This window comes from Vibrio algivorus (assembly GCF_030161215.1).
Classification (GTDB): Bacteria; Pseudomonadota; Gammaproteobacteria; order Enterobacterales; family Vibrionaceae; genus Vibrio; species Vibrio algivorus.
On record NZ_BSPV01000006.1, the window covers coordinates 302,894 to 324,551 of the forward strand.

Annotated in this window: 16 protein-coding genes and 1 riboswitch; of the genes, 5 read left to right on the top strand and 11 right to left on the bottom strand. The window is 41.2% G+C overall.

Going from position 1 to position 21,658, the window contains the following annotated elements; genetic code table 11:
* Positions 1-309 precede the first annotated feature (309 nt).
* From QQJ93_RS10470 to csrD, 9 genes are read right to left on the bottom strand one after another with little or no spacing between them, the layout of a single operon-like run.
* A complete protein-coding gene (locus QQJ93_RS10470) occupies positions 310-1,530 on the bottom strand; it encodes a type II secretion system F family protein (protein ID WP_089122273.1) in 1,221 nt (406 codons plus the stop codon).
* A 10-nt stretch (positions 1,531-1,540) separates the two neighbouring features.
* On the bottom strand, positions 1,541-3,268 hold the full coding sequence (locus QQJ93_RS10475) for a GspE/PulE family protein (RefSeq protein ID WP_089122272.1): 1,728 nt from the start codon (positions 3,266-3,268) through the stop codon (positions 1,541-1,543).
* A gap of 2 nt (positions 3,269-3,270) precedes the next feature.
* Positions 3,271-4,449, bottom strand: a complete 1,179-nt coding sequence (locus tag QQJ93_RS10480) for a tetratricopeptide repeat protein (protein WP_089122271.1) — start codon at positions 4,447-4,449, stop codon at positions 3,271-3,273.
* A gap of 2 nt (positions 4,450-4,451) precedes the next feature.
* Positions 4,452-5,297, bottom strand: coding sequence for an ExeA family protein (locus QQJ93_RS10485; protein WP_089122270.1), 846 nt, complete (start codon positions 5,295-5,297; stop codon positions 4,452-4,454).
* Positions 5,297-6,958 (bottom strand): pilus (MSHA type) biogenesis protein MshL, encoded by a 1,662-nt coding sequence (mshL, locus tag QQJ93_RS10490; protein WP_089122269.1) that lies wholly within the window; start codon positions 6,956-6,958, stop codon positions 5,297-5,299. The genes QQJ93_RS10485 and mshL overlap by 1 nt, the downstream gene beginning before the upstream one ends.
* A gap of 17 nt (positions 6,959-6,975) precedes the next feature.
* The gene (locus tag QQJ93_RS10495; RefSeq protein ID WP_416376206.1) at positions 6,976-7,251 is read right to left on the bottom strand and encodes an MSHA biogenesis protein MshK; all 276 of its coding nucleotides are present in this window, start codon (positions 7,249-7,251) and stop codon (positions 6,976-6,978) included.
* A 43-nt stretch (positions 7,252-7,294) separates the two neighbouring features.
* Positions 7,295-7,951: a type II secretion system protein GspM gene (locus QQJ93_RS10500; protein WP_089122267.1), complete on the bottom strand. Its 657-nt coding sequence runs from the start codon at positions 7,949-7,951 to the stop codon at positions 7,295-7,297.
* Complete coding sequence (locus tag QQJ93_RS10505) at positions 7,951-9,378, bottom strand: MSHA biogenesis protein MshI (RefSeq protein ID WP_284186083.1); 1,428 nt, start codon at positions 9,376-9,378, stop codon at positions 7,951-7,953. Before QQJ93_RS10505 ends, QQJ93_RS10500 begins: the two co-directional genes overlap by 1 nt.
* Before the next feature lie 47 nt (positions 9,379-9,425).
* Positions 9,426-11,417: an RNase E specificity factor CsrD gene (gene csrD, locus QQJ93_RS10510; RefSeq protein WP_089122265.1), complete on the bottom strand. Its 1,992-nt coding sequence runs from the start codon at positions 11,415-11,417 to the stop codon at positions 9,426-9,428.
* 149 nt (positions 11,418-11,566) lie between these two features.
* Here csrD and QQJ93_RS10515 point away from each other — a divergent pair, with 149 nt between their 5' ends.
* On the top strand, positions 11,567-11,713 hold the full coding sequence (locus tag QQJ93_RS10515; protein WP_284186084.1) for a hypothetical protein: 147 nt from the start codon (positions 11,567-11,569) through the stop codon (positions 11,711-11,713).
* Between the two features lie 147 nt (positions 11,714-11,860).
* Here the strand turns inward: QQJ93_RS10515 and QQJ93_RS10520 are convergent, their stop codons facing one another.
* Positions 11,861-12,385 (bottom strand): single-stranded DNA-binding protein, encoded by a 525-nt coding sequence (locus tag QQJ93_RS10520; RefSeq protein WP_089122264.1) that lies wholly within the window; start codon positions 12,383-12,385, stop codon positions 11,861-11,863.
* Between the two features lie 301 nt (positions 12,386-12,686).
* Between QQJ93_RS10520 and QQJ93_RS10525 the strand changes: the two genes are divergently transcribed.
* From QQJ93_RS10525 to QQJ93_RS10540, 4 genes are all read left to right on the top strand, one after another.
* Positions 12,687-13,346, top strand: coding sequence for a LuxR C-terminal-related transcriptional regulator (locus tag QQJ93_RS10525; RefSeq protein ID WP_089122263.1), 660 nt, complete (start codon positions 12,687-12,689; stop codon positions 13,344-13,346).
* Positions 13,347-13,730: 384 nt separating this feature from the next.
* On the top strand, positions 13,731-14,582 hold the full coding sequence (gene galU / locus QQJ93_RS10530) for a UTP--glucose-1-phosphate uridylyltransferase GalU (RefSeq protein WP_089122262.1): 852 nt from the start codon (positions 13,731-13,733) through the stop codon (positions 14,580-14,582).
* A gap of 207 nt (positions 14,583-14,789) precedes the next feature.
* Positions 14,790-17,615 carry an excinuclease ABC subunit UvrA gene (gene uvrA / locus QQJ93_RS10535; protein WP_089122261.1) on the top strand — a complete coding sequence of 942 codons (2,826 nt, stop codon included), beginning with the start codon at positions 14,790-14,792 and terminating at the stop codon, positions 17,613-17,615.
* A gap of 317 nt (positions 17,616-17,932) precedes the next feature.
* Positions 17,933-19,714 (top strand): PglL family O-oligosaccharyltransferase, encoded by a 1,782-nt coding sequence (locus QQJ93_RS10540; RefSeq protein WP_089122260.1) that lies wholly within the window; start codon positions 17,933-17,935, stop codon positions 19,712-19,714.
* Between the two features lie 304 nt (positions 19,715-20,018).
* On the opposite strand, the gene QQJ93_RS10545 is transcribed toward QQJ93_RS10540, so the two are convergent.
* The gene (locus tag QQJ93_RS10545; RefSeq protein WP_089122259.1) at positions 20,019-21,140 is read right to left on the bottom strand and encodes a pyridoxal-phosphate-dependent aminotransferase family protein; all 1,122 of its coding nucleotides are present in this window, start codon (positions 21,138-21,140) and stop codon (positions 20,019-20,021) included.
* Positions 21,141-21,476: 336 nt separating this feature from the next.
* A riboswitch (Lysine riboswitch) is annotated at positions 21,477-21,653 on the top strand.
* Positions 21,654-21,658 lie beyond the last annotated feature (5 nt).

Below are 21,658 nucleotides of genomic sequence, written 5' to 3' on the forward strand. Positions count from 1 at the left end.
TCGCTACTCTATAAATAAGATTATCAATATTCATGAATTCATTCGTCCTACTATAAAATTGATACTCACACTGCAAGGCACGACTTTTACCTTCAACGCTAACGACTCAATAAACTTGAGTTGTTTATTGGTATCGCTCATGGTTTCTATTAGTTCCTAGTTTCTGGTCCCTAGTTCCTAGTTCCTAGGAGTGATCGTTGTTGTTTTTTCAACTCCCGGGCACCTCATTATTCGTTGCTTGATTCGCGCTTTTGCTTTTATTTTTGCTCTTGCTTTTCCTAGAAACTAGAAACTCGCAATCTAGGGGCTTTATCCCCCCTTAATCACATCCAACATATTCCACATCGGTAAGAATATACCCAATGCTAAAATCAGGACCATAATTGCTACTATGACCAATAAAATCGGTTCAATACGTGCGGTTAAGGTTTTCAGGTCATAATCGACTTCACGTTCGTAGAAATCAGCCACTTCAAGTAGCAGCTCATCAATACGACCAGTTTCCTCACCTACCGCGATCATCTGAATAACCAACGGGGTAAAAATATCGCTGTTGACGGCAGCGGTTGAAATATTCCCCCCCGCTTCAATGGCCGCTTTCATTTCCAATAAACGAACTTCTAAAAACCGATTACCTAGTGCTTCGGCAGCTAATGCCAATGATTGGTTAATCGGTACACCAGCACGAAGCATCAAGGAAAAGGTTCGTGAGAATCGTGACATTTGCGCACGGTTTACAATACTTCCCACAAGTGGCATATGTAGCTTGAACTTATCCCACCGCTCTCGACCAGAAGCACGGCTTACCCAAGATTTAAAACCAAATATCGCACCAACAAAAAGGGCTAATAGTAACCCCCAATAATCAACAAAGAAGTTAGAGGTGGCGATCAACATACGTGTTGGCAAGGGTAAATCAACACCAAAACGCTCAAACATTGAAGCAAATTTAGGAATTACCATGATGTTCAAAATCACCATCGCAATACCGATAAAACCAATTACAAAACTAGGATAACGTAGTGCTTCTTTAATTCGTTTTCTGGTTTCAACTTCTTTTTCGTAATAATGGCTAAGCTGTAATAATGCCTCATCCAAACGACCGGTGTTTTCACCTACATGGATCAGTGAAACAAACAGTGGTGTGAACACAGTAGGGTGTAGCTGTAAAGCAGCCGAAAAGCTACGACCATTGGTTAATTCAGTACTAACATCTTCTAGTGCTTCTTTTAATTGCTTATTGGTGCAATTTTGAGTCAAGCCTTTCATTGCACGCAACAAAGGAACACCAGCTTTAGTCAGGCTATACAACTGGCGACAAAAGATGATGAAGACTTCAAGCGGCACGGCAATGGCAAAGAGTTCGGCAAGATCAAACTCCTTCTTTGCTTTACCGCCTCTGCTGATTGATGTTGGTATAACCCCTCGAGAAAAAAGCGATTCTGCCGCGAGCTCCTCGGTTGGTGCGTCAACTTGTCCTGAAACTTGCTTGCCTTGCGCGTTTCTGCCTTGATATTGATAAGTTGGCATTCAATATTCCTTACAGCAGAATCGGTTGTTGATTAGCAGAAGAATCCCCTTCTGCAAGTATCATTACTTCATCTAAGCTAACGACACCTTGCAGAGCCAATTCCATTGCTGAAGCAAGCAAGGGTTTATATCCTTCAGTTTGACGAGCTTTGACAGAAAAACCAACGGCATCATTACAACGCAATGCATCCATCATTGGTTGGTCAAGCTCCAATAATTCAAACACACCAATACGGCCACGGTAGCCAGTTAAGTTACAGTTTTGACAGCCAGTGCCTTTTTTAAAGCTGGCCCCTACTTGATTAGGGAAACGCGTTGCGATCCATTGCTGAGTAGACGCATCTGGTTCATGTTCATCACTACAATCAAGGCAAACTTTACGAATAAGACGCTGCGCCATTACCGCACGTACCGCACTTGCCACTAAGTAGCCCGGTGCGCCCATATCCATCATACGCAGTGCACTATCCACAGCATCATTAGTATGCAGCGTAGACAATACCAAGTGGCCAGTTAATGCTGCACGCAAACCTATCTCTACCGTTTCTTGGTCACGCATCTCACCAATTAAGATGATATCGGGATCTTGACGCAAGAAAGTACGTAACACTGTTGAGAACTCCAGATTGATCTTAGAGTTTACTTGTACTTGGTTGACACGAGGCAAACGATATTCCACCGGGTCTTCGGCGGTAATGATTTTTTTTCCCGGCTCGTTCAGTTCCGATAACGCACCATATAAAGTGGTGGTTTTACCAGAGCCAGTTGGCCCGGTAACCAAAATCATACCATGTGGCCGACGCAGCTGTTGTCGGAAACGGATGAGCAGATCTGGTGATAAGCCTGATTCATCAAGCGATTGAATGCCTGAAGATTGGTTTAATAAACGCATTACCACAGATTCGCCAAATTGTACTGGCATAGTTGAAATACGGATATCCACCGACTGACCACGTACTCGGATATTAAAGCGACCATCTTGTGGTAAACGCTTTTCTGAAATATCCATGTTGGCCATTAATTTCAAACGCAATACTAAGGCAGAAGCCACATTCACTTCATTGAGCAAGGTTTCATGTAATACACCATCAATACGTTGACGTAAGCGCAGAACATCCGAATCTGGTTCGATATGAATATCTGACGCCCCGACTTGAATCGCATCTTCAAACAATGAGTTGATCAGTTTTACGACGGTAACTTCTTCGCTTTCATCATCTTCAAACGCGAGATCAAATACTGTACTCCCTTGGTGTTCCGCATGTAACTGTTCGGCAAAAGAGGCAATTTCTTTGGTACGACGATAAAAACGATCAAAGCAACTCAATAGCTGCTTTTCAGAGGCAACCACAAACTCCAATGAGTAATTACTTAACTGAGTTAACAGCGACTCTTGTACCGCAAGGTCTGCTGGATCACTCATAGCAACACGCAGTGCGTTACCATTATGACCAATGACTAAAGCGCGAAGTCGACGTGCATGTACTTCAGGCAGCAATTGCACCGCTTGGACATCAATATTCGCACGGCTTAAATCGATTAACGGCAGAGCAAGTTGTTGAGAAAGAAACACCAACATTTTCTGCTCGGTCAAAAAGCCTAAACGAATTAAAGTATCCCCAAGCTTCCGGCCTGTTGATTTTTGTGATCCGAGCGCAGTATCAAGCTGAGCTTGCGAGATAACGTTTTCTTCAACTAATAAGTCACCAAGACGTTTACGTAATTTAACTTGAGCCATACTTAGTCTGCTCCTTGCTCTAAAGATTTCAGAACATTAATACGGTCACGAATAAACGCTTGAGATTGTGATGATAGACCAACCATAGTTAGGGCCTTTGTGTAGGACTCTTTCGCTTCTTTTAGCTGTGCGCTGCGCTCTTGTTGAATACCAAGCCCAAGCCACCAACGGCCATTTTCAGGATCACGTTGAGACAGCATTTGGTAACTTTGCAGTGCCCATTCATTATTCTTTAATTTTTGAGCCAGTGCGGCACGCATTGCTAGGTATTTATCTGTCACGTCATCAGGTAGATAACCTAGGCTACTTAATGCTGCTTCAGGCTGTTCTTCTTTTAATAAAATTCCAGCTAAAGACATACGTAGCGCAGTGCTGTTCTTGTTAATTCTTATGCCTTCTTCGAGCAATTCCGCTGATTTACGAACTTGATTATTGCCATAGTACAGAGCTGCTAACTTACGGCGAGTATTTTCATCTTCAGGAACATAGCGTAACGCGGTTTGGAACTCTGCACTTGCGCCCTCAAAGTCATTTGACTCTAACGCTTTATTAGCACGTTCAATTGCTTTGTCGGCCATTTGGCGATGAGTCAGCTCAACATGTTGAACTTGCATTGAAGACTCGTTAGCTTCTTGAGTTACGGTAGGTTGTGTACTATTGGAAGCCAGTAATAGGCCATCGTTTGATGGTTTCGCAGAAGCGACAGAACGCAGAGGGGTAGATGACTGTGCTGGAGTATTAACCTCTGCTATTACAGGCTTAGTTGTCACAGGTTTCATTACAGCAATGGTTTTACTTGTCGATTGAACGGCTTGTGGCGCGGGAGAAGGTGCAACGGCTACTTTGGGTACTTCATATATTGTCGCATATACTGGCTCAACCACTTTACTCGTGTTACTAGGCATAGTCGGTATTGATGCCAGCGTGGCAGGTTGAGCTAATTGGGTATCGTTTTGCACCATCACAGAGGTTTGGATTGGATTTGGCGCACTGCTTACCGCCCAAGCACCAAGGCCGAGACTTAACGTAAAGCCACCAATTGCCCATACCAAACGAGATGATTTAACCGGAGCAACCTTAGCTCTCACCAAAGAGCCAGCAGTATTTGGTACTGTCGCTGATTCATTTTGAGCTGACTGTTGCTCCGCTAATTTTGATAAAGCGTTATTAATGGTACTCATGTTTAACTCCAACCCCATAAATATGGTGTCTTATATTTTGGTTTTCTAACATCAAAGGTGTCATGTAACGCGCTAAACAGATGGTGATTCTCCACCTGTTTTTTTTGTTCCATAAAAGCCATTAATAACGATTTATGACACACTTGATTAATCATTCGAGGAATGCCTTGTGTCGCTTTCCATATGGATTTTTTTAAGTGAAGGCTAAACACTTCGGATTCGCCGCCACTTTGAATCATTCGGTGCTCGATATAGGCAACGGTTTCACTCATGGTTAACGCTCTTAATTGTGCACTGAACGTAATACGTTGACGAAACTGACGTAAACTATGCTGCTGTAAGCGTTCATCAAGCTCTGGTTGCCCTAAAATCACCATTTGTAATAATTTGCGATGCTCGGTTTCTAAGTTACCAAATAAACGTAGTGTCTCTATCGCCTCATCACTTAATGCCTGAGCTTCATCAATCAGTGCCACTACAGTGCGACCACTTCGATGTATCTCTAATAGTTTCAGATGAATTGCATCCACTAAATTAACCGAATCAACATCATTTGGTAACGACAACTCATGCGCAACCGCTTGTTTTAATTCATATCCGGTGAGAATAGGATTTGGTAAATAAATTAGATGGACATTACTTTTTAGCTGGTTGATCAACATCCGGCAAACCAAAGTTTTACCTGTACCAACTTCACCCGTCACTTTAACAATCCCTTCGCCCATTTCAACAGCACTGAGCACAGTCTGAATCGCTTCATAATGAGGCTCTAAACCGTAAAAAAGTGCTGTTGTCGGAGTCAGGCTAAAAGGTGCCTGACTCAAACCGAAGAAAGATTGATAAACCATTATTCAGAATCTGGGAACCATTCTTGTAGTAGGTCACGAGATTTTTCAACTTCTTGAGACCAAGTGTTCACTCCTACCACGGTTGGTTTAAGTAAAATAACCAATTCTGTCTTTTTAGTTAATTGATTGGTGTTACGGAATAAGTGTCCTAATCCAGGGACGTCACCTAGAAATGGAACCTTCGTTGTTTGTTCAATTGTAGCGGTACTCATCAAGCCACCGATCACGATAACATCACCATCTTTAGCACGTACCACCGTATCAGATTCACGAATTGAACTTTTCGCTAGTGGTAGCTCTAAAATCCCACCTTGGTCTCCTAGGTCAATTAAGGTGTTATCAGTCGTCACATCAATAACCGCGGGGTGAACGTGCATCATCACATTGCCTCTGTCATCGATTTGTGGCGTTACATCCAATGAAATACCCGAGAAGAATGGCGTTAAGTCAACATTTTGTGCCACATTCGCGTTATCACCACTCCCTACCTCACCATCAACACCCGTTACGTAGTATTTATCTTCACCAACTTTGATGACTGCTTTTTGGTTATTTGAGGCAGTCACACGCGGGCTAGATAGTACGTTTAGGTCGCCTTGGGTCGCCATAAAGTTCATCACGGCAGTAAAGTTACCATCACTGATCACCATGTTAGTGCCGCCACCTAATAGATCCCCAATAGTATTAAGCCCCGGAACGATACCAGAACCAGATGTGCCACCAGTAATCGTTGTACCACCGATCGAGCCACTTAGATTTGACCAGTTGATACCTTGCTGGTAACCATCACTTAATGTCACTTCCATGATTTTCGCTTCAAGCACCACTTGACGATGCAAGCGTTTCTCTGAAGCGCCCAGGAAAGCTTTAACTTCACGTAATTCATTTGGGTAAGCCCGAACAGTAACTACGCCAGCTTGTGGTGACACGATCACGCTACGACCATTGCCATTACCAATCATTGATTTAAGCGCTTTATGTAATTGTGGCCAAAAATCACTCTTGTTAGTGGTTTCGATACGAGTACCGCCAGTCGCATTGGTTTCTGTCGACATTCCATCATCGCTGCTGTAGTCATCGCTATTTGAATTGCTACTACTGGTTGTCGATGAACTGTTATTATCATTACTATCATCATCATATTCAGATGTAACAGAGCCTGTCGTAATAGTCGTCAGTGACATACCACGGCGTTTAAATTGCAGATAATCAACAGGAATGGTTTCCGTTCGTAAACCAGCTGGATACACTTGGAGCACTTTACCGCTTTTAACTACGTCATAGCCGTAAATATCACGTACTGAATCAAGCACTTCATCTAATGTGACATCTGAAAGGTTTAAAGTAATTTGGCCTGTCACATCAGGATGCACGATCACACTATAATCGGTGCCTTGAACTAAGCTAGCAAAGAATGTTTTGGCATTGACGCTTTGTGCTTGTACTCGAAAACGCTTAACTGAAGCATTAGCACTAGAGCGAGCTCCATCAACATCTGGCATAAGATCTGATTGAACGGAATCAGGTAAGTCATCAATCGAGCTACTATTATTCTCATTAACAGCTTGATTCAAGGCATGCTTAATTTCGGTGGGATCTCTGTGTCCCATAGAGCAACCTGCTAACGAAGCAATCATGATACTTAAAATAAGTTTACGCATAAGTTAACCTTGAAACCTTAATATTTTATCTGAGAAAAGAGCTCTAAATTCCATGTTTTAGATCCTCGAGTTAGAGTGACATATTCACGGCTAATATCAGCCACTCGATAACCACTTACCGACTCTCCTTTACTCACTATTCTATCATTTAATATTGCTCGGCATTGACCACCATCATTACAAACAATGCTTTGTAGGGATGGTACTCGGTAATAAACAGGTCCGGGCTTAGCGGCTGGTATTTTGCCTGTCATCCAATCAAGCGGAGCCGTTGGATCGCTATTTTGTGCCATTACGCTACTAGGCACGCTCAAAAGAAGGCTTAATATAAAGGTTCTAACCACCAATAAACTCCTTTTTTGCTCCTAAGGTATACACGACTAGTTGCAATTGAGCTTGCGGGTATTCAATGACCTGATAATTAAAGCTGCGCCAGTAATATTTCACTTTCATCTGCTCTAATTCCGCAAGATACTCTAAAATATCAAAGTAGTTACCTGCTAATTCAATTTTAACCGGATGGATGTAGTAACCAATGTCTTCATTGGAATCATCACGCGTAATTGGCTCACTCGATACAGACGTTAAAGAAACCAATTTCAGTTTGTGCGTTTTCTCTAACACTTGCTCAAGCAATTCCGCCATACCACTCGGCGTCACAAGACTGTCAACAACGTTAGATAAACGTAGTGACAGATCCTGACTTTCGGTTAATAGCACCGTGTATTCTTTATCAACGTCTTTATCTGGATCTTGCTCAAGTTTATGTTTAATGACTTCCACATCACCTTGCAACTGACCAATTTGACCTTTTAATGAGGCTAATCGAAGAGTTTTAGCGTTATGATCAATTTGGGCTGGCTCTACCACAAAGGTATATAGCAAGAATAGAACAGCAATCCAGCCAGCAGCAGTCGTCAGCCACTTTTCACGTTCAGAAAGTTTGGCAAATTTAGCGCTCAATTCTGCCCATTGGTGTTTCAATTGATCCATTAGTCTTCATCTCCTGATTTCGAACGTAAGGAGAAGATCACTACGTTATTTTCATCACGACCAATCGATAAGCTTTCGAAAGTACGACCAACCAAGTTCATTTCATTTTTAAACTGTTGTACCCAGCTTGGGATCACTTCCGGAGATTTAGCTAAACCTTGAATATTCATTTTGCCATTTTTGATATCAATATTGGTGAGCGAGATATCGCTTCTATCAATCGATGATAGACCAGACATAATGCCGGAGTACCCTACTTGGAGCTGTGAATCAAAGCTTGAAATAACTTTCAAAGACTCTTGCTTAGTTTTGACATCTTCTCGTAAACGCTCAACCGCAGCGAGTTTTGCTGGAGAAGGTTTATGTGCAGCTAACTTCTTATTCAACGCCGCGACTTCGTTAGTCAGTTCAGTTGCTTGACGGTTTGTTATCGTAATCTGCTCATCTAGCTGATGATTGTTATAATTATAGATACTATAAATCACCATCATAATCAGAAGCATAGCAGCCCAACTGGCGACAACGATATTCAGATTAAATATATCTTTCTTTGGCTTAAGGTGCTCGGGATATAAATTAACCCCCTTTTGCCCTAACTGATAAGCTTCATAAATTAAAACTTCACCGCTTTTTTGCGTCACATTAGATAGTAGTAACGGCTCGACCATTACGTTCAGACGTTCTTGCAGTGCTTCTCGTAGTTCTTCGGTATTTTCATCATCACAACAAATAAACAGTTTATTAATCTGAACTTGTTTCAACTGTGCTGATAGGTAGTCCATTGAACGCTGTAATTCAAGTGCTAAGGCATCAATCTGCAATGAACTGGTGAACTCACCGGTTATTGGCGATTCCACACCACGAACTGCTCTTTGAAAGACCGAGCTCTGATTAACAAAGGCACCAATTCTAAAATCACTGTTTTGTGAACGATGTAGTAAAATGAAAGCTGGCACCTCAGGACGTGTGTGCGCCCACACTTCATCTTCAGGTGCGATATTTAATAATTTAACACTACGGTGAGTAAGTGCTTGCTTTAGTTGCTCAACAAAACGCTTACTAACAACATAAGCTTGTATTTTATTGCTATCAGCAAGCTCAATTCCATCCGCTACAATCTCATTAACGCGTTCTGTAATGAGATCTTTCAATAAGAAAGGCAACGCAACCGGCCATTCTTCTTTAGGAATAGCCGGCTTATCAATTTGATAGCTTTGGTATAAATGAGAACCTAATGTCACGGTAGCATTCAAGTTTTGGCATTGATGCTCTTTTAGTGCCGAGCTTAAAACAAAATCCCAATTGTTATCCGTTAACTCATGAAAAGAAGCAACTTCCAGACCAGACTCTGGATCAACTTTAGACAAGTAAATACCGTCACTCAGCATGACAATGCTAAGTGTTGATACCTCTGGCCCTCTATTCATAAAGTTCTGGAGTATTGAGTGAAGACTCATAGATTGTTTAAATCCCTCTATTTACGCCAACGGTTTCTACGACCCGGCTTAATCACGCGTGTTGTTTCCATATTTGGCAGTAATTGCTGTTCAGTTGCGAAGAAGCGCCCTTGAGCACCGTCTAACCCTAATTGAGATAAGACAGACCATTCATTTTCAGTTTCCACGCCTACTGCAATAACTTTGGTGTTACTGTCAATACAAGAACCTAGTATGCTACGAATAAATAGTTGATTCTCACTTCTTCTATCTATTTGTTTTACCAAGCTACGGTGCAATTTTAAATAACTAATCGGCAGTGTTTTTATATAGTGAGTGCTGACGATTGTTCTGCCAACTTGGTTCACTATTATTTGGCAGCCCAAGCCTGAAAGCATCTTTAAAACTGGGCGCATGACATCAAGATCCGTCACTAAATTTCGTTCAATAAAGGAAAAACTTAATCGATGCCTTGTTTCCGTCGGTATTTGCAGCAATTCGTCTCTTAACCAGCGACGATAATCTTTTCTCTTAAATGGCACAGTAAATAAATTTACCGCATAGCGATTCTCTAACCATTCATTTTTCAGCTGATTAAATACCGTTTTAAGTATTGCTTGATCCAAAATCCTCTCGTAACCAACTTGTTCAATTGCAGTTAAGAAACGAGAAGCTTTAATTATGTCGCCTTTCTCATCTTGAATTCTAGTGAATAATTGATGGTGTTCTATCATTTTAGAGTTATCATTTTCTATTAGATAACAAGGCTGTTCATAAATAAATAGCTTATTTGGACTTAAAGACAAATCAAATAGGTTTCGCCAACGAACTCCACCACGGTATTCTACAGGTTGATGCTTATATTTTTTGAACTTAGCCCAACCATTAACCCCTTCTAGTCGGGCACTTTTTATTGCCGTTTCAGCTTCATCAATGATCTTACCGCGACGCTCTCCTTCTGAGAACATTGTTGCACCGATGTGACACCAGTTTTCACTATCTAAATCACTTGGAATATCGAGTTTTTTAAGCTGATTCATACACTGACTTGCTAGGATAGAGATTTCTTTTTCTGACTGATGAGGGATTAATAAAGTAAATTGGCCGCTGTAGTAACGAGCAAATACTGAATTCGGATATTTTTGAGTTAAATTCATCAATACATGACCAACAGCAACCAAAAACGATTCATATTCAGCTTTTTCGGAGGTTTCAACAAACTCATCCCAACCATTAATTTCAACGGCCAGAACGCCACCTCCTGCACCAGTTTCTTGCAATGCAGAGGTCAAACGGCTATCGAATAACACTCGATTAGCTGCACCGGTTAGTTTATCCAAGAATGTATGGGTGCGAATGAAGGTATCAAAACGGCTGCGCTCTTGTCTGGCATCATTTAACTCTTCAATTAATTGAGTTAAAGCTTGGCTAGCTGAATATGGAAACTCTCTTTCATCGCCTTTTATATACTGCTCTACTCGCCCTGCTAAAATCATTCGACCGCGTTCTTCAAGTAGTTCAGATCCATATAGTTGCTCCCTTAACCATTGCAACCCCTTCAATAAACAAAACATCACTAAAATAACTGCTAGTGTTAGCGAAAAGAATGCTTCAAAAGAATAACTATTATTGGCATAAGGCGGCACCACTTGGAATTCAGCAAAATAATCTGGATTTCGCTCAAGCGGGTACGTTTTTTTATACAGCAACAACTCATCTTGTTGCAGCAGAGATTTATTTTTGAAGGTATAAATGACACCAGCTGGTGAGGTGATTTGCAACTGTCCAACATTACTGGTTTGTAATAATTTGGGTAACCAATGACGCATAGCATCAAAATCTTGTGGTGTAGCTAACTCTTGATCAATAACCGTTGTCACACGCTGCAAGTTTTGATCGACATATTGTCCACCCATTTTTTTAAAGGTAAACACTCCTCCCACGAATAATATGAACATGGCACTCACAACAATCATGGTGACAAAAGCAACCAAGCGGGTACTCAGTTTTAATGTTGGAGTAGGTTTCATTTAAGTCGAAGTTCCATATCGAGTGAAATCTATTAGTACTATACCCAAGTAAGTTCAAGATGCAGAATTCATTGGGGTATATATCCAAGTAACTTCAAAATGCGAGTTTCAGCAAGATTAAAACAAGTTTTAGGCAAGGCAAATTGAATATGATCATAGTTATTCTATCTCTATTTAATTTAACGCAGCATAAAGCTTGTTTTAACTTGCCCTTCGGGAGCTTCATCCAAGCCTTTACACTGCGTCAGATTCGTTTAAAAGGTGATTACATTCCTGTACGAATCTTTCTTGTTTAAAGACTTGGATGATAGCTCTGAATTCTGCATCTTGAAGTCACTTGGGTATATCTATTTGTTATAATAACAAAAAAGCCGCATTTAAGACGCGGCTTTTTATCAAATCGTGCGATGACGAACATTTTTATTCAGTTAAGTACACTGACATTAAAATGGAATATCGTCATCAAAATCCATTGGTGGCTCATTATATTGTGGAGCCTGTTGCTGTGGTGCTTGTTGTTGAGGTGCACGCGGCGCAGATTGTTGTGCTTGTGGTTGCTGAGGCTGCCCCCAGTTACCTTGATTGCCTCCTGCTGCTGGTGCTTGTCCACCTTGAGAACGGCCACCTAGCATTTGCATTACACCATTAAAGCCTTGTACAACCACTTCGGTCGTGTAACGGTCTTGACCGCTCTGGTCTTGCCATTTACGTGTTTGCAATTGACCTTCAACGTATACTTGAGAACCTTTACGTAGGTACTCACCTGCCACTTCCGCTAACTTGCCAAACAAAGCAACACGGTGCCATTCAGTTTTTTCACGTTGTTCGCCTGTCGCTTTATCTCTCCATGTTTCAGAAGTAGCAATGGTAATGTTTGCAACCGCACCACCGCTTGGTAGATAACGAATCTCTGGGTCGTTACCTAGATTTCCGACTAAAATTACTTTATTTATTCCGCGGCTAGCCATGTTCTGCTCCGTCTTAATACATTTCAAAAATAGCTGTCGATCATATCACGATTTATACAGCTAACGGTATAATAATATCGCCTCAAATCACTTTGAGATTCGCCTTCATGTTCACTATAACCAACAGCAAAAGTCACTACTTAGCATAGTAACTTCCAAAGCATTCATCATAAATTATTGAATACAGTGAATCTCTTCTCAAAACCAAGAATCGTATAAAAAATCAGCACAAGTTTATACTATTCAAGCTGTATGTTTCATACAGTCGCGATATTCAAAATATCAACCAAGGTCTGTTGACATGACTTGCCAAAATCAAGAAACCTCTGTGTATTTGTTATCGCCACTAATTGAAGCCAATGACACTTTTATCTCAATAATCAACACACTGGTTGATATTCAATTAAAGCTTATCAATTACGATGAAGCGGATAAAATTTCACCTCAACAAGAACCTTACGTTTTGCTTGTTGATGCTCGCTTTACCGAAGAAGAATTATTTGAATTACAAACACTCCCTATTTTAAAAAAAGCTCAAGCAAGCGCTCTTATCTTCGCTCCTGAAAAAGCAAATTTAGTCTTAGTCTCTCAATGGTATAACTTGGCAGGTTATTTTTATCACTCAACGCCCAATGAGCAGTTTTGCGACGAGTTAATAAAAATGCTCGCAGGGCATAACTGCCTTCCTAAATCACTGTTAATAAAATTATTTAAACATTGGCAAGCGATTAACCACCAGCAAGCTAATCCAACTGTAAAGGCTAAGTTATCACTAACCCGTCGAGAATTAGAGATATTGACCCACCTACAAATAGGCCAATCGAATCTAGATATTGCAGACTCATTATTCGTCAGTGAGCATACGATTAAGTCTCATTTATATCGAATATTTAGAAAGCTTAATGTGAGCAATCGTAGGCAAGCCATCAACTGGGCTCAGCTTTATTTATCTGAAGGTTAATTTCAAGTAATCACGAAGATGCCACTCTTAACCGCCATGTTCTTTACTATATACCCAAGTGACCTCAAGATGCAGAATTCAGAGCTATCATCCAAGTCTTTAGACAAGGAGGATTTATGCGGAATGTAAGCACCTTTCAAGTAAATCTGACACAGGCTAAGGGCTTGGATGAAGCTCCCGATGGGCAAGTTAAAACAAGCTTTATGCTGCGTTAAATTAAATAGAGATAGAATAACTATGATCGTATTCAATTTGCCTTACCTAAAACTTGTTTTATTCTTGCTGAAACTCGCATTTTGAGATTACTTGGGTATATTTGTGTTTCTAATGAAAAAAATGCTATTTTATCGCACAGATATCTCCTATTTATACAAGGTCTCGCTCATGATCAAAAAATGTCTATTCCCTGCGGCTGGCTATGGCACTCGTTTTTTACCAGCAACTAAATCTATGCCAAAAGAAATGATGCCTGTCGTTAATAAGCCGTTAATTGAATACGGCGTTGAAGAAGCTATCCAAGCTGGTATGAATGGCATGTGTATCGTTACCGGTCGTGGTAAGCACTCATTAACTGACCATTTTGATAAAAACTATGAATTAGAGCACCAAATTAGCGGGACAAACAAAGAAGAATTATTAGTTGATATCCGCAACATCATCGACAGCGCTAACTTTACTTATATTCGCCAACGTGAAATGAAAGGTTTAGGTCATGCCATTTTAACAGGCCGTGAATTAGTCGGTGACGAACCATTTGCAGTGGTACTTGCGGATGACTTATGTGTAAACCCAGATCAAGGCGTTTTATCGCAAATGGTCGCACTTTATAAGCAATTTCGCTGCACGATTGTTGCGGTACAAGAAGTACCAAAAGATGAAGTGTACAAATATGGTGTCATTGCCGGTGAGATGATCAAAGACGATCTTTATCGTGTGGACGACATGGTGGAAAAACCAGAGCCAGGCACAGAACCAAGTAACCTTGCGATTATTGGTCGTTACATCATGACTCCGGATATTTTTGAGTTAATTGAACAAACTGAACCTGGCAAAGGTGGTGAAATCCAAATTACTGACGCCCTACTCAAGCAAGCGAAATCAGGTTGTGTTTTGGCTTATAAATTTAAAGGTAAGCGTTTTGATTGTGGTAGCGTTGAAGGCTACATCGAAGCCACTAACTACTGCTACGAAAATATGTATCTAAAAGATCAAGATACTAAGACGAGTAAGAAGTAACCCGTCACCGTCTTAAGTCGTAAGCTCTCCTAGGCCGTAATAGATTACTATTATGGCCTTTTTTTATCTCTTATTAATCGCTACAACTGTATTTTTATACAGCTAACTATTTCCACTTTTCTTAACCTATGTAATACTTATCTCCTACTCAATATTCAACCAAGATACAGATTGGTATCACTTCTATCATTTATGAGAGCGTGAAGCATGGAAACAATTGAAGTTCGCGGAGCCCGCACCCATAACCTGAAAAATATCAACCTCACCATGCCACGTGACAAACTTATCGTCATCACAGGCTTGTCGGGTTCAGGTAAGTCTTCATTAGCTTTTGATACCTTGTATGCTGAAGGTCAACGCCGCTATGTTGAATCGCTTTCTGCTTATGCTCGTCAATTTTTATCTTTAATGGAAAAGCCGGATGTGGATCATATCGAAGGCTTGTCTCCTGCTATTTCAATTGAGCAAAAATCCACCTCGCATAACCCTCGTTCAACGGTCGGAACCATCACTGAAATCTACGATTATTTACGTCTATTGTACGCACGTGTTGGTGAGCCACGTTGCCCTGATCACAACACCCCATTAGCGGCACAAACTATTTCACAAATGGTCGATAAGGTATTAGAGCTACCAGAAAACAGTAAGCTGATGCTGTTAGCGCCTATCATCAAAGAACGAAAAGGTGAGCATGTAAAAACACTGCAAAACTTAGCCGCTCAAGGTTTCATCCGCGCACGCATTGATGGGGAGACCTGCGATCTTTCCGATCCACCTACCCTTGAGTTACATAAGAAACACACCATTGAAGTGGTAGTAGATCGCTTTAAAGTACGTGATGGCCTGCAACAGCGTTTAGCTGAATCTTTTGAAACGGCACTGGAGCTATCTGGCGGAACTGCCACCATTACTTGGATGGACGACTCACAGCAAGAAGATATTATATTCTCTGCCAACTTTGCCTGCTCTCACTGTGGCTATAGCATGCGTGAGTTAGAACCGCGCCTGTTTTCCTTTAACAACCCAGCTGGCGCTTGTGAAACCTGTGATGGACTGGGGGTGCAGCAGTACTTTGATGCAGAACGCGTGATTCAAGATGAAAATCTAAGCCTTGCTAATGGTGCGATCCGTGGTTGGGATAAAAAGAACTTCTATTACTTCCATATGCTAACAGCATTGTCAGAACATTACGGTTTTGACTTACAACAACCGTTTAATAAACTGCCCAAAAAAGTCCGTGATGTAGTACTACATGGATCGAAAAAGGAAGAAATCGAATTTAAATACGTTAATGATCGCGGTGATACTCGAGTTAAACGACACGCTTTTGAGGGGATCTTAAATAATCTAAATCGTCGTTATCATGAAACTGAATCAAACTCGGTACGCGAAGAGCTATCTAAATATATCTCTAATAAGTCATGTTCTAGCTGCGGAGGCGCGCGCCTAAAAACCGAAGCTCGCCATGTATTTATTGATAATACTGCACTACCTCAAGTAGTCGAAATGAGTATTTATGGTGCGCTGCAATTTTTTGAGTCGTTAAAACTCACAGGACAACGTGCTCAGATCGCTGAAAAGATCTTAAAGGAAATCAATGACCGATTAAATTTCCTGATTAATGTTGGCTTAAATTACCTCAATTTATCGCGTAGTGCTGAAACTCTTTCTGGCGGTGAAGCTCAACGTATTCGTCTCGCCAGTCAAATTGGTGCCGGCTTAGTCGGCGTAATGTACGTACTAGATGAACCATCGATTGGCTTACATCAAAGAGATAACGAGCGCCTACTGAAAACTTTAATTCATCTACGTGACTTAGGTAACACGGTTATCGTTGTCGAGCATGATGAAGACGCCATTCGCGCAGCCGATCACGTCATTGATATAGGCCCAGGTGCTGGTGTCCATGGGGGTAATGTAATTGCCGAAGGGACAATGCAAGATATTCTTGAAAATCCCAATTCTCTTACCGGCCAATACTTAAGTGGCGTTAAACAAATTGAAGTACCTAAAAAGCGTACTCCAATCGATAAGAAGAAAACGGTTGAATTGCTTGGCGCGACCGGTAATAACCTACAAAATGTTAACCTATCTATTCCAGTTGGTTTATTAAGTTGTGTTACTGGCGTTTCTGGTTCGGGTAAATCGACTCTAATCAATGATACTTTCTTCAAAATCGCTCACGCCCGCTTAAATGGTGCGACGACAGCTGAGGCAGCACCTTACAAAAAAATCACTGGGCTAGAGCACTTTGATAAAGTCATCGATATCAACCAAAGCCCAATTGGTCGAACGCCGCGATCAAACCCTGCCACCTACACTGGCATTTTCACCCCGATCCGTGAACTATTTGCCGGCACGCCAGAGTCTCGCTCTCGCGGCTATAAACCGGGACGATTTAGCTTTAACGTACGTGGTGGCCGCTGTGAAGCCTGTCAAGGTGATGGCGTCATCAAAGTCGAGATGCATTTCCTACCTGATGTATATGTGCCTTGTGATGCCTGTAAAGGTAAGCGCTATAACCGTGAAACGTTAGATGTGCGTTACAAAGGTAAGAGTATTGATGAAGTACTGGAAATGACGGTTGAAGATGCTCACACTTTCTTTGAACCCGTTCCTGTCATAGCAAGAAAACTAAAAACCCTGATTGATGTAGGCCTGTCTTATATCCGATTAGGTCAAGCAGCAACCACCTTATCTGGCGGTGAAGCTCAACGTGTTAAATTGGCTAAAGAGCTGTCAAAACGCGACACAGGTAAAACCTTATATATATTGGATGAGCCTACAACTGGGCTGCATTTTCACGATATTCAACAGCTATTAAATGTTTTACATCGCCTGCGAGATCACGGCAATACCGTAGTAGTCATTGAGCATAACCTCGATGTGATTAAAACTGCCGATTGGATTATCGATCTAGGTCCTGAAGGTGGTAGTGGTGGCGGTGAAATCATCGCAGCAGGCACACCAGAGCAAGTGGTTAAAGTTAAAGGATCGCATACTGCGCATTTTCTTAAGCCGTTATTGAAGTAAGTTTCTAGTTTCTAGTTTCTAGTTTCTAGTTTCTAGTTTCTAGTTTCTAGTTTCTAGTTTCTAGTTTCTAGTTTCTAGTAGGCAACTTTCAATACCTACTATTTTAAAGCAAGTGAAGATGTCTATTTATTGCTGTAAATACTTAGCATCCTCCTCTAGAGACTAGGAACTAGGGCCCAGATCCGCCCTCCTTTCCTAACCCGGAAAACTAGAACTCGGCCCCATAATTCCAGTTACTTTTCACCATTTTTTTCATACAAACAATGCTAATATAGCCGCCTTATAGGCAAATCAAACATCTAGAGGCTGTACTGTACATGGCAACGTTACATATCCAAGGCACAAAACTAGAAGAAATGCCTGAACCTAACATCTTAGCTAAACCATTTCTTTGGTCGCTAGGAGTGGTGTTCTTACTCGCCATGCACTTTTTCCAACCGAATCCAGGTGGTGCAGGATTAGCCTTATCTTTTAATTCCGCGACCTGGTTAGCATTAAGTGTTAGTTTTGGGATTGGCTTGTATGCGATGGCCAATCAGCGGGTATTACGCATCACCAGTCTCACTATAGTAATGTTTATTGCTTGCATTATTTTAACCCTGCCAATTTTCTATTCGACTGCCAACGTTCAAGATGCCATGTTACGTTTGATCGGATTGTGGGCAGGTTGGTTGCTGCTACTGATTCTGCACCAATATCCTCTCTCAATTAAACAAAAGCAGACACTATTACTCCTCATTGTTGGCGCAGTCTGTATCGAAGCAGCCTACAGTTACTTTCAATACTTATTTTTAGAACCTGGCAATTCATTTGGTTACAACACCGAACAAAATCGTCCGTTTGCGATATTTCAACAACCTAATGTTACCGCGAGCTTTTTAGCCACCGGATTAGCTATTAGCTCTTACTTATTGGCGAGACAAAAACAGACGAATGTCCAACTGCACAAAGTATTTTCCGGCTTATTGCTGTTTATGCCAATCATCACCATTCCATTATTATGGGTGCTTGCCTCACGTACTGGCTGGTTAGGGGCAACAATCTCTACCGTACTTCTGATCCCATATTTAGCTAAATTCTTACCAAAACGAATGATGTCATTATGGCTAATTTCGATCATTGTAGGTTTGGCAGGTGGCTATACCCTCGCAACAGCGAATGGTGGTAATGAGTTAATTGCTAAAAAGTCTAATTTAGAAAGCCCACGCCGTTATACCTTTCCGCAAACCTTAGATATGGTGATAGAACAACCACTCACTGGATATGGCTATGGGCAATTTGAATCAGCTTATATGGTCTATACAGCAAGACAATATCAGCTAAATCCTGACTACCATCCAGGATTGCCTTCGATGGATCACCCACATAATGAGATTTTATATTGGGCAGTAGAAGGTGGCATCATATCGGTACTTGGTTTGTTGATGGCTGCCTTGATGGTATTTCGTAAAGTGCGCAAGTCACAATCTGGAACTCGTTTGGCATTAATCGCTTTATTTTTCCCAATCGTATTACATACCCAACTTGAATATCCGTTTTATCACTCTGCGGTCCATTGGATCATCTTTGTAATACTCATCTACTGGGTCGATCAGTTAACCTCTCAATATAAGGTGGTGAGTTTTAGCAAAATAACAAAAAGTTTATTGAGTGTATTTTCATTAATCATCCCGATCATTACTGCATTTTTTATGCTCACCGCACTGCATACAAACTATGTTCTCAGTCGGTTTGAATATACCAGACCAATTAATCCAGATTTATTAAACCAAGTGACCAACCCTAGTGTTTGGAAAGATAGGTTTGATTGGGACGTTTACAGCACCCAACTCAACATTGGTTTGCATCTTGATAATCCAGAATACATTCAACCTTATATTGATTGGGCAACTCAAGTCATCAAGCGCAAACCAAGAGCTGCTTTTTATTCAAAATTAATCGTAGCCTACCAAGGGATTGGCGATAACAGAAAAGCGGAAGAAATCCGCAAGGAAGCAAGTTTCTTATTCCCCGCACAAGATTTTTCGAAGATTCGTTATATTCCGCCGGAAGAAAGAGTTTCAAAGGCAGAGGCAGCATCAGAGGCTAAAGCACAATAGGTTTCTAGTTCCTAGAGAAACACTCTGAAGCCCATACAATATAAAAATGGACAATGAACGAAGTATTTCCCTTCGCTCGTTGTCCAAGTCTATTAGTTGATAGGAAAAATTGTCATCCTGAAAAGCGACGTAGGAGCGCAGTTCAGGATCTCCAAGTACCATTAGGAGATTCCAAACAGTTCGTTCCTCACTTTTGGAATGACGTTGTTAAATTTACCTCTCTTGTGAAACTAACAGAAAAGCGCCCGAACAATGAAAAAGCTCTTCCTAGAAACTAGGGACGAGCAACCTAGCCCCCCTATTCTCATTTCCCTATAGTCTCTTGTAACGCCTTCAAACATAACGCAACATTTTCATTTTTGGCACTATATCCCATCAAGCCGATACGCCATACCTTACCTGCTAATGCTCCTAAACCTCCGCCGACTTCAAGGTTATATTCTTCAAGTAAATGTTGACGAGTTTTGGCATCATCGACACCTTCAGGTAGATAGACAGAATTCAATTGCGGCAAACGACACTCTTCATCAACCACATACTTAAAGCCTAACTCTTCAAGACCTTGTTTTAGTTTCTGATGCATATCAGCATGACGTTGCCAGGCATTTTCTAGCCCTTCGTTATACAAGCCAAGCAAAGCTTCATGTAATGCATATAAACTATTCACTGGCGCTGTATGGTGATAACTACGTTTACCTTCGCCACTCCAATAACCAAGTACTAGACTTTGATCTAAAAACCAACTTTGAACCGGTGTCGTTCTCGCTTGGATCTTAGCAATCGCTTTAGGTGAAAAAGTTACTGGCGATAAACCTGGTACACACGATAGGCATTTTTGACTACCTGAATACACCGCATCTAACTGCCACTCATCAACTTTAAGTGGTACACCACCAAGTGACGTTACTGCATCAACAATCGTCAATGCATCATATTGTTTAGCGATTTTCGATAGTGCTTGTGCATCACTTAATGCACCGGTTGATGTTTCAGCATGAACAAAAGCCAGAATTTTAACATCTGAGTTTTCCGCAAAAGCGGCTGCTACTTTATCGACACTAACTGGTTTGCCCCATTCATCATCCACCAGTACCACTTCTGCCCCACTACGAATCGCATTTTCACGCATACGTTCGCCAAACACACCATTACGGCAAATCATCACTTTATCACCGGGTTCGATAAGATTAACAAAGCACGCTTCCATACCAGCACTACCGGGCGCTGAAACCGGAATAGTAAAATCATTTTCGGTTTGAAAAGCATATTTCAGGAGTGTTTTTACTTCATCCATCATACCGATAAACAGTGGATCTAAGTGGCCGACAGTAGGACGACTTAAAGCTTGCAAAACATCCGATGAAATATCAGAAGGACCTGGGCCCATCAAAATACGGCGAGGTGGGAAAAAGCGCTGAATTGTCATAATAATCCTTAATGGTGTATTCCATATTTATCATTCGCTCGGTGATGCATTTACTTCAGCTTTTGGGTGGCCTAGCAAAATAACATCGGCGAAATTAGTGTGCTATATAAGATAAATTATCACGCTCTGATGGCCCCCTCATCGGCAGCAAACAAAACTGTGAACTTTGTATACAGTTTTAATTTTTATTGTCTACAAATCAAGTTTAAAAATTTCTTCATATAACGTTTTCAATGATTGACTTTTCTAATGCAACAACGTTCAATGGATACCCTAGTAACCTTAAGGTACGCTTTGAGGTCACTTAAATATAGCTTTCAGCCATAGGATAATGGTTGAAAAGGAAGAGGAGCGTAACCCAGGCAGATGACCAGTGGATCCCGAGATCCTAAACTAGTCATTCAGGGGGAGTTACGCCGAGATGGGTAAATGCTCGGAAATTTATCGCATCGGTTGTTCAGGTTGAATCCTGGCAACTGTCATCATTAAATATGATGAAGAGCTTCTAAGATTTACAT

What these genes read in the sequence shown, in the direction of transcription:
- uvrA (WP_089122261.1), top strand. Translation starts at nt 14,790, where the DNA reads ATGGAAACAATTGAAGTTCGCGGAGCCCGCACCCATAACCTGAAAAAT.
- QQJ93_RS10525 (WP_089122263.1), top strand. Translation starts at nt 12,687, where the DNA reads ATGACTTGCCAAAATCAAGAAACCTCTGTGTATTTGTTATCGCCACTA.
- QQJ93_RS10540 (WP_089122260.1), top strand. Translation starts at nt 17,933, where the DNA reads ATGGCAACGTTACATATCCAAGGCACAAAACTAGAAGAAATGCCTGAA.
- QQJ93_RS10475 (WP_089122272.1), bottom strand. Translation starts at nt 3,268, where the DNA reads ATGGCTCAAGTTAAATTACGTAAACGTCTTGGTGACTTATTAGTTGAA.
- QQJ93_RS10500 (WP_089122267.1), bottom strand. Translation starts at nt 7,951, where the DNA reads ATGGATCAATTGAAACACCAATGGGCAGAATTGAGCGCTAAATTTGCC.
- QQJ93_RS10495 (WP_416376206.1), bottom strand. Translation starts at nt 7,251, where the DNA reads ATGGCACAAAATAGCGATCCAACGGCTCCGCTTGATTGGATGACAGGC.
- galU (WP_089122262.1), top strand. Translation starts at nt 13,731, where the DNA reads ATGATCAAAAAATGTCTATTCCCTGCGGCTGGCTATGGCACTCGTTTT.
- QQJ93_RS10520 (WP_089122264.1), bottom strand. Translation starts at nt 12,385, where the DNA reads ATGGCTAGCCGCGGAATAAATAAAGTAATTTTAGTCGGAAATCTAGGT.
- QQJ93_RS10505 (WP_284186083.1), bottom strand. Translation starts at nt 9,378, where the DNA reads ATGAATAGAGGGCCAGAGGTATCAACACTTAGCATTGTCATGCTGAGT.
- QQJ93_RS10515 (WP_284186084.1), top strand. Translation starts at nt 11,567, where the DNA reads ATGATCATAGTTATTCTATCTCTATTTAATTTAACGCAGCATAAAGCT.
- QQJ93_RS10485 (WP_089122270.1), bottom strand. Translation starts at nt 5,297, where the DNA reads ATGGTTTATCAATCTTTCTTCGGTTTGAGTCAGGCACCTTTTAGCCTG.
- QQJ93_RS10470 (WP_089122273.1), bottom strand. Translation starts at nt 1,530, where the DNA reads ATGCCAACTTATCAATATCAAGGCAGAAACGCGCAAGGCAAGCAAGTT.
- csrD (WP_089122265.1), bottom strand. Translation starts at nt 11,417, where the DNA reads ATGAAACCTACTCCAACATTAAAACTGAGTACCCGCTTGGTTGCTTTT.
- mshL (WP_089122269.1), bottom strand. Translation starts at nt 6,958, where the DNA reads ATGCGTAAACTTATTTTAAGTATCATGATTGCTTCGTTAGCAGGTTGC.
- QQJ93_RS10545 (WP_089122259.1), bottom strand. Translation starts at nt 21,140, where the DNA reads ATGACAATTCAGCGCTTTTTCCCACCTCGCCGTATTTTGATGGGCCCA.
- QQJ93_RS10480 (WP_089122271.1), bottom strand. Translation starts at nt 4,449, where the DNA reads ATGAGTACCATTAATAACGCTTTATCAAAATTAGCGGAGCAACAGTCA.